At 70.9% G+C, this 7,232-nt stretch carries 5 protein-coding genes; 2 read left to right on the top strand and 3 right to left on the bottom strand.

What is annotated here, in order from left to right; genetic code table 11:
• Positions 1–251: 251 nt before the first annotated feature.
• From smc to JHL17_RS35210, 3 genes are all read right to left on the bottom strand, one after another.
• Positions 252–3,725 (bottom strand): chromosome segregation protein SMC, encoded by a 3,474-nt coding sequence (gene smc, locus JHL17_RS35220; RefSeq protein WP_200199311.1) that lies wholly within the window; start codon positions 3,723–3,725, stop codon positions 252–254.
• Positions 3,726–3,973: 248 nt separating this feature from the next.
• Positions 3,974–4,636 (bottom strand): DsbA family protein, encoded by a 663-nt coding sequence (locus JHL17_RS35215; protein WP_345773943.1) that lies wholly within the window; start codon positions 4,634–4,636, stop codon positions 3,974–3,976.
• Between the two features lie 103 nt (positions 4,637–4,739).
• The gene (locus tag JHL17_RS35210; RefSeq protein WP_200199309.1) at positions 4,740–5,213 is read right to left on the bottom strand and encodes a DUF721 domain-containing protein; all 474 of its coding nucleotides are present in this window, start codon (positions 5,211–5,213) and stop codon (positions 4,740–4,742) included.
• 160 nt (positions 5,214–5,373) lie between these two features.
• On the opposite strand from JHL17_RS35210, the gene mutY reads away from it, so the two are divergent.
• Together mutY and JHL17_RS35200 are read left to right on the top strand one after the other, a co-directional pair.
• Complete coding sequence (gene mutY / locus JHL17_RS35205; protein ID WP_200199308.1) at positions 5,374–6,432, top strand: A/G-specific adenine glycosylase; 1,059 nt, start codon at positions 5,374–5,376, stop codon at positions 6,430–6,432.
• Positions 6,433–6,475: 43 nt separating this feature from the next.
• The gene (locus tag JHL17_RS35200; RefSeq protein WP_200199307.1) at positions 6,476–7,192 is read left to right on the top strand and encodes a DUF1194 domain-containing protein; all 717 of its coding nucleotides are present in this window, start codon (positions 6,476–6,478) and stop codon (positions 7,190–7,192) included.
• Positions 7,193–7,232: the final 40 nt, after the last annotated feature.

The raw sequence follows: 7,232 nt of genomic DNA, 5'->3' as shown, positions 1-7,232 counted from the left end.
CGAGGGGAGAGGGGCTTTTTCAATTTCAAACTGTACGCCTTGTTGCAGGCGCGAGATCTGTGAATGCCGTAGCCGCTGGGCGGGGGAGGGATCGTCGCCGCCATTCTGAACAAGCACTTAATCCCCTCCCCTGCCCAGCTCTCGCACAAAGCTATGCTTTGTGCTGACGCGGCAGGCGGACCGTAGGTCCGCTGAGAGCAGGGGAGGGTCAGGGTGGGGGCATCGTCAGCCGACGACTTCCCCTCCCACCGTCACGCCACCCCGCGCAACTCCGCCGCCCGGCTGAGATCCACGCTGACCAGCTGCGACACACCGCGCTCCACCATAGTCACGCCGAACAGGCGGTCGACCCGCGCCATGGTCAGGCGATGGTGGGTGATGATCAGGAAGCGGGTGTCGCCCTGCCGGGCGATGTCCTCCACCAGATCGCAGAAGCGCCCGACATTCGCCTCGTCCAGCGGGGCGTCCACCTCGTCCAGCACGCAGATCGGCGCCGGGTTGGAGCGGAAGACCGCGAACAGCAGCGACAGCGCCGTGAGCGCCTGCTCGCCGCCCGACAGCAGCGAGAGCACCTGCAGCTTCTTGCCCGGCGGGCTGGCGTAGATCTCCAGCCCGGCGTTCAGCGGATCCTCGGCGTTGACCAGCTCCAGATAGGCCTTGCCGCCGCCGAACAGGCGGGTGAACAGTTCCTGGAAGTCGCGGTTGACCACGTCGAAGCTGGCGACCAGACGCTCGCGCGCCTCCCGGTTCAGGCTGGAGATGCCCTGGCGCAGACGGGCGATGGCGGCGGTCAGATCCTCACGCTCGCCCTGCAGCCCGGTGATCTGGGCCTCCAGCTCCTGAGCCTCGATCTCCGCCCGTAGATTGACCGGCCCCATGGTCTCGCGCTCGCGCGTCAGCTTGTCCAGCCGGGCTTCCACCGCCGCCGCGTCGGGCATCGGTTCGGCGGGATCGAGTTCGGCGGCGGCGCGGGTGTCCTCCGGCCGGCAGTCCAGCCGTTCGGCGATGCGTTCCGTCAGGGTGCGTTCCTGCTGCTGGGCCGCCGACACCGCGGCCTCGGCACGGGCGCGGGCCTCGCGGCCGTCGGCCAGCGCCGCTTCGGCGTCGCGCAGGGCCTGCTCGGTCTCGGCCAGCCGGGCCTCCGCCTCGGCCAGGGCGTCGGCGGCACGCTTGCGGTCGCGCTCGGCGACGGCGATGCGGTCGAGAAGATCCTGGCGTTCCGCCGCGATCCCGGCCGGCCGGCCGGACAGCGCGGCGATCTCGCCCTCCGCCTCCTGCGCGCGCTGGCGCAACTCCGCGACACGGCCGCCGGCCCCGGTGGAGCGGGTGTCCCAGGAGGCGGTCTCGGACTGGATGGCGGCAAGGCGTTGTCGGCGGGCCTGCGCCTCGCGGGTCAGGCGGTCCAGCGCATTCTGCCGCTCGGACAGGGCGGTGCGGCGTTCCGCAAGGGCCGCACGCCGGTCGTTCATCCGCTCCCGCCCCTCGCGCGGATCGGGCAGCGCCTCCAGCAATTCCAGCGCCTCGTCGCGGCGGGCGGCGGCCTCGCTCTCCTCGACGGCGAGGCGTTCCACCGCCTCCACCAGGGCGGCGAGGCGGTGGGACGCCGCATCGGCCTCACGCGCCAGTTTCGCGTGGCGGTCGCGGGCGGCGTTCAGCGCGGCGAAGCCTTCACGCACGGCATCGCGGGCGCGGCGGTCGGCCTGCGCGGCCTCCTCCACCGTCCGCTTGGCGAGGTCCAGCGCCTCGCGCGCCAGCGTGACCTGCTCCTCGGCAAGCTCCAGCTCGCCGCGCAGCTCGGCCAGCCGGTTGCGCTGCTTCAGGCGGATTGCTGCGGCGGTCGGGGCGCCGGCCTGGACGGTCAGCCCGTCCCAGCGCCACGCCCCACCGTCGCGGCTGACCAGCACCTGCCCGGGCGCCAGCCTTCCCACCAGCGCGGCGCCCGCCCCGGCATCGGCCCCGGCGTCGGCAATGACCCCGATATGGACGAGGGCGCGGGCGGCGGCCGGCGGCCCCTGCACATGGTTCGACAGCGGTTCGGCACCGGACGGCAGCGGCGCCACGGCCTCATAGGCCGGCAGCATGCGCCAATGCACCGGAGCGGCGACGTCCAGCGGCGCGGTAAGCGCGTCGCCCAGCGCGGCGGCGAGCGCCCCCTCGTAGCCGGGCGACACCGTCACCGCATCGACCAACGGCGGGAACGGCCCGCCCGCCCCGGCTTCCAGCAGTTCGGCCAAGGCACGCTCCTCGGCGCGCAGCCTGGCGCAGGCGGACTCGGCCGCGGACAGCGCCTCGCGGGCACGGGACTGGGCCGGTTCGGCCTCCGCCTTCGCCAGTTCGGCGGCCTCGGCGGCGTCGCGGGCCTGTTCCAGCCTCTGCTCGGCCAGTTCGACCGCCAGTTCGGCCTCCGACAGGTCGGCACGGGCGGCGATCTCCGCCTCCAGCACGGCGCGCTGGGCCTGCTGGTCCGCCAGCCGCTTGGCGAGGCCGGCGGCCCGGGCCTCCAGCTCGGCGGACTGGCGCTGGGTGGCGGCGCGGCGGGCCTCGTCGGTGGCGACCGTCTCGGTCAGCCGGGTCAGCTCGCGGTCGAGCGCATCGACCTGCTCGCGCGCCTCGGCCAAAGCCTCGGCAGCTGCGTCCTCCAGCATCTCCTCGTCGGCCTGCGCCGCGATCAGCCGGTCGCGTTCGGCCTCCAGCCGGGCCAGCGCCTCCCCGGCGTCGGCGGCCAGCGCCTCCTCGCGGCCGAGGTCGCCGGCGATCTGGCGCAGCCGGGCTTCCAGCGCGCGCTGCTGGTCGGCGACGCGCTTCTCCTCGGCATCAAGCTGTTCGCGGGCGATCACCAGCCGTTGCAGGGCGGCGGCCGTGCGCGATTCGGTCTGGCGCTTGTCGGGAAGACCGGCGGCGGCCTCCGTGCGGCGGGCGGCCATCTGGTTGACCGCCAGCATGCGGTCGCGAACCTCGGCCTCGGCGGCCGCGAAGGCGGCATGGGCGCGGGCGCGCTCCTCCTGCGCCGCGAGCCAGCGCAGATGCCACAGCACGGCCTCCGCCTTGCGGATCTGATCCGACAGGTTGCGGTAGCGGACGGCCTGGCGCGCCTGCTTCTTCAGGCTCTGCAGCTGGGTGTCCATCGCCCCGATCACGTCGTCGAGGCGGGTCAGGTTGGTCTCCGCCGCCTTCAGCCGCAGTTCCGCCTCGTGCCGGCGGGAGTGCAGGCCGGTGATGCCGGCGGCCTCCTCCAGCAGAGCGCGGCGCTCCTGCGGCTTGGCGGCGATGATCTGCGCCACCTTGCCCTGGCTGACCAGCGCCGGGGAGCCGGCGCCCGACGCATTGTCCGCGAACAGGAGCTGGACGTCGCGCGCCCGCACCAGCTTGCCGTTGATGCGGTAGTCGGAGCCGGAGCCGCGTTCGATCCGCCGGGTGATCTCCAGCTCGTCATGCTCGTTGAAGCCGGCCGGCGCGGTGCGCGACCGGTTGTCGACCGCCAGCGTCACCTCGCCCAGATTGCGGGCCGGCCGGCTGGAGGTGCCGCCGAAGATGACGTCGTCCATGTCGTCGCCGCGCATGCGCTTGGCCGAGGTCTCGCCCATCACCCAGCGCAGCGCCTCCACCAGATTGGACTTGCCGCAGCCGTTGGGGCCGACGATCCCGGTCATGCCGGGTTCGATGACCAGATCCGTGGCATCGACGAAAGACTTGAAACCCGACAGGCGGAGACGCGTGAACTGCACTGGGAAAGAACCTTTGATGTACCGGGCTTTGAGGCGAGTGCATCGAATGATGAAGTGCCGGCCAGCGATGCCCCCACCTAACCTCCCCCGCTGGGCGGGGGAGGGACTGCCGCAACCCTATCATATCAGCACTGGTCTCCTCCCCCGCCCAGCTCTCGCACAAAGCTTCGCTTTGTGCTGACGCGGCAGGCGGACCGTAGGTCCGCTGAGAGCGGGGGAGGATCAAGGTGGGGGCAAAACGCCCTCGCTTACTTCAGCAGCTTGTCGATGGCTTTCGAGAATTCCTCGAACGACTGGGCGCCTTCGATGCGGGCCTTGCCGTCGTTGAGGATGAAGGTCGGGGTCGCTTCGACCTTGTACTGGTTCTGGCCGGTCAGGCGGCTGTTCAGGATGGCGTCGGCCAGTTCCTTGTTGGCGAGGCAGGCGTCGATGGTCTCCTGGCTCATGCCGGCCAGCTTGCCGTACTGGGCCAGCGCCTTGGCCGGGTCGGCGGCGCGGCTCCAGGTCGACTGGCTCTTGAACAGCACGTCGGTCAGCGGATAGTAGCGCTCGGACGGGGCGCAATGGGCCAGCATGCTGGCGCTGAGCGCCGCCTGATCGAAGGGGAAGTCGCGGAAGATCAGCTTGGCCTTGCCGGTGTCGATGTAGGCTTCCTTGATCTTCGGCAGGATGTCGGTGTGGAAGTGGGCGCAGTGCGGGCAGGTCATCGACGAATAGTCGAGGATCGTCACCGGCGCCTTGGGGTCGCCCATGACGCGGTCGGCCATCAGCTCCGACACCGGCGGCAGGGTGGCGGCAGCCTGCGCCGCCGACGGCGCCGCGGTCATGGCGGTGCCGAACGCGGCGGTGAAGCCGATGGCGAGAAGGCCGGCCAGCCCGAAATACCTGCGTCCCAGAATTTTGCGGTTCACTTTGCCCTCGTTCCTACCAGATGTTGACGTATAGACAATGAGGCCCCGACGCGTCCAGCACAGGCCGGACGGCATGGGGCCGGTAAAATCGGACCGGCGCCCGTTAACGCGCCGCCCGCTTCGGCCGCGCCATCAGCGAGCGGCCGAAGCGCTCCAGCGTGGCGCGCAGCTCCTCGTCCTCGACGGTCGCGGTGGTGGTGGTGATGCCGATCTCCTCGTCCATCGTCAGGGCGCGCGGACGCACCACCGGCGACGGCGTCGACGGCAGAGCCGCATGGATCAGCTTGATCTTCGCCACCGCGCGGTAACCGAAGAAGCTGTTGATGCGCTCGATGATCTGCGGCTCCAGATGCTGAAGCTCCAGCGCGATCGCCCCCATGGCGCGGATGTGCAGGGTGGCCTCCTCGCGCTTGCCGCGGGGAAAGCTGAGTTTGTCGGGAGCGGTGCGCAGCGACAGCTGGTGGCCGACGATGGACGGCCAGTCGGTGATCAGCGCGCCGAAGGCAAGCCCGCGCTTGCCCAGCACCTTGCCGGCGACCTCCGGAACGGATTGGCCGATGCGACGCGGTCCGCTCATGCTCTGCGATCACTCCTGTGCGGCCCCGGCTGAAGCACCGGTTCCGGGTCATGTGGGTTGGCGGCACCCTAGCGCAAGCGTGGGCCGATGCCCAGCGCCCGGCCAGGGATTTGCCCCACTCCCTTCCCCAGACGCTCCGAACCCTCTATTTCTTCCCATCATGATTCCAGATTCCACCGAGGCCGCCCGGCGGCTGCTGTCCTGGTACGACCGCCACCGCCGCGACCTGCCCTGGCGCGCCAAGCCGGGGGAGACCGCCGATCCCTACCGGGTCTGGCTGTCCGAGATCATGCTGCAGCAGACGACCGTCCCAGCGGTCGCGCCCTATTACCGCAGCTTCACCGAACGCTGGCCGACGGTGCGCGATCTGGCAGAATCGCCGCTGGACGATTTGCTGGTGGCCTGGGCGGGGCTCGGCTACTACGCGCGGGCCCGCAACCTGCACAAATGCGCCCGCGTGGTGGCCGAGGACCATGGCGGCCGGTTTCCGGGCAACGAGGCCGCGCTGCTGGCGCTGCCGGGCGTCGGCGCCTACACCGCCGCCGCCATCACCGCCATCGCCTTCGACCGCAAGGCCACCGTGGTGGACGGCAACGTCGAGCGGGTGATCGCCCGAATCTTCGCGGTGGAAGAGCCGCTGCCCAACGCCAAGCCGACGCTTCGCCGTCTGGCCGCCACGCTGACGCCGGATTTCCGGCCCGGCGACTATGCCCAGGCGATGATGGATCTGGGCGCCACCATCTGCACCCCGCGCAAGCCGAAATGCATGCTGTGCCCATGGTCCGATTACTGCGAGGGCCGCGCCGCCGGCATCGCCGAGAGCCTGCCGCGCAAGGTCGCCAAGGCGGAAAAGCCGACCCGCCGCGGCGTCGCCTATTGGCTGCTGAACCCCGACGGCGCCGTGCTGCTGCGCCGCCGGGCCGAGGAGGGGCTGCTGGGCGGCATGGCGGAGGTGCCCTCGACCGCCTGGGGACCGGACCTGCCCGGCGAGGCGGCGGTGGCGGCGCAGCAGCCCTTCCCTACGCGCTGGCGCCGGCTGCCCGGTCTGGTCCGCCACACATTCACCCATTTTCACCTGGAGCTTGAGGTGGTCGCCGCGCAGGCCGGTGCCGACTGGCGGAGCGCCGACGGCAATTGGGTCCCGGTCGACCGGCTGGGCGACCACGCCCTGCCGTCGGTGATGGTGAAGGTGGTGCGCCACGCCCTCTCGAACGCTTGAAGGGGCCGGCGCCGGCCCTTTCAAGCATGGAGTGCCGATGGGAATGCCGCGTGCCGTGATTGCCGTTTTTTCCGTCCTCCTGGTCCTGTGCGGCGGGTCGCTGGCCGCTCCGCCCGAGAAGACGGACGGACAGCCCGGGGTGGCGCTGGTGCTGGCGCTCGACGGGTCGGCCTCCATCACCACAGGCGACCTGGAGTTCCAGCTGCAGGGGCATGCCGCCGCCTTCCGCGACCCCGCCGTGGCGGACGCGCTGGCCGCGGCCGGGGCGCGGGTGACGCTGGCCGCCTATTCGGGACCGAACAGCCTGCGGGTTCTGATCCCCTGGACCTCGCTGTCCAGGCCCGAGGACGCCGGCCGTTTCGCCGACCGGATCGACGCCCTGCCCCGCGGCTTCCAGGGCGACTCGACGGCCATCGGCAGCGCCGTCGTCGAAGCGGCCAAGCTGTTCGATCGCGGCGGCAAGGCGCCGCGGCAGGTCATCGACCTGGTTTCGAACGGCTTTTCCAACGGCGGGATCGATCCGGCGGAGGCGCGCGACCGGGTGACCAAACGGGGAATCGTGGTCAACGGCCTCGCCATCCTCGACGAATTCCCCTGGCTGGAGGAGTATTTCGAGGAAAGCGTGATCGGCGGCCCCGGCAGCTTCGTGAAGAGCGCCTTGGACAAGGACAGCTTCGTCGCCGCCCTGCGGCAGAAGCTGATCCTTGAAATGGTGGCCCTGCCGGATCAAATGCCAAGCCTAAGCGCCGCCATGCCATAGGCGGCCGATAAAAATGTACCGACAAGAATTCGAGGAGCGG

Origin of the sequence: Azospirillum endophyticum (assembly GCF_016595245.1) — a bacterium.
GTDB lineage: Bacteria > Pseudomonadota > Alphaproteobacteria > Azospirillales > Azospirillaceae > Azospirillum > Azospirillum endophyticum.
The sequence above is the reverse complement of the archived record's forward strand: the minus strand, read 5'-3'. Positions and strand labels throughout refer to the sequence as shown.